This is a genomic window from Streptomyces sp. NPDC006265, from assembly GCF_040613555.1.
Taxonomy (GTDB): Bacteria; Actinomycetota; Actinomycetes; order Streptomycetales; family Streptomycetaceae; genus Streptomyces.
In genome coordinates, this window is the sequence record NZ_JBEXSH010001415.1 from 1 (window position 1) to 1,384 (window position 1,384).

Annotated in this window: 1 pseudogene; it reads left to right on the plus strand. The window is 76.4% G+C overall.

The features are described from left to right. Positions 1-1,370 (plus strand): annotated as a pseudogene (locus tag ABZ281_RS49395) (hypothetical protein); the annotation flags it as partial. Between the last annotated feature and the right edge of the window lie 14 nt (positions 1,371-1,384).

Genomic DNA, 1,384 nt, shown 5'->3' on the forward strand with positions numbered 1-1,384 from the left:
CGGCAGGCGGAGCGGTGCACGTGCCGGCACCGCCGCGGCGACGGGCCGCTTCCCGCCACTTCTCCACCACCGGACGGTCGCGGGGCCTGGACGTACCGCCGGCGTGGGCCGCGCGCAACGTCGCCGGGCTGCGCACCCTGCTGCGTGACCGGCTCGCCGGGTCGGAACTGCTCACCGCGGCGGCCGAGGCGACCCCGGACCCGGTGCTCGCCGTGGTGGACGACCTGCGGATGCGTGCCCTCGCCGCGGAGAGCGACCCGGAGCTGCAGCAGTCGGTCACCGAGCACTGGAACCGGATCGCCGAGGCGGTCGTCATCGGCGGGGACGCCGGCCGGTGGCAGCAGATTCTCCGGGACAGCGCCTACCCGCACCTCGGCCGCGTGGCGCCCACCCCGGCCGACGCCCGGCGGCTCGGCACCGGAGGCCTCGTCACGGCGGCGGCCGAGCAGCCCGGCCTGTGGGCGTCCCCCTTCGGCGACCTGCTCCCGCAGGCGCTGGCGCACACCCTCGATCTCGACCTGCGCCTCGTCCAGCCCGACTCGCAGGCGGAGGGGAGCACCTTCGTCGTCCCTCTCCATCCAGGTGGCCAGGGCGGCCAGGGCGGCACTGTGCACCTGGCCTACAACGGCCGGGACCACTTCGACGCCTTGGTCCCCGCGTCGGCTCCGATCACCGCCGTACCGGATCCGGCTCCGCCGTCCGCGGAGACCGGCACGGCACCGCATGCCCGGCCGCAGCCGGAGCCCTCCGCCGAGACCCCGTCCCTCGACTCCCCGTCCCTCGACCCGTCCGTCGAGAGCCGGCCCCGTCGGGACTCCGCTGCCCAGGACACCCCCGCCCCTGACACCCCGGACCAGGACGGCTCCGACCCCTTCGGGGAGTGGCTGCGCGGCATGGGCGGGATCACAGACGTCTACGGCCCCGAGACCGAGGCCCCCGACAAGGGCGACGCGGTACCGCTGGAGACCCAGCTCGACCGGTACCGTCCGCCCCGCCTGCTGACCGGCGCCGACGCCGCACCCCCGGGCCCGGCCCCGCGCACCGTCACCTTCCAGGACGGCAGCCGGCTGCCCTCCGTGCTCATCAACCCGGACGGCGACCCGAACGCCCCGGTTCCCGGGGGCCCGACGGCCGACGGCAGCGTGGGGACCCCGCCGAGCGGGCTCTTCACCGGCCCCGGCGTCCTCACCCTGCGCTCGCCCGAGCAGGTCGCCCGGCAGATCCTCGGGGAACTGCCGAAGAAGCTGCGCGACCAGTTCGACGAAGCCGAGCTGCTGCGGCTCCTGAACACCCAGCCCGGCGCCTTCACCGCCCCGCGCGGCGCGCGCCGCGGGTGGCGCGAGACGGCAGGCCGGGGGCCCGACATGTAGAGAAAGGGCGAGCC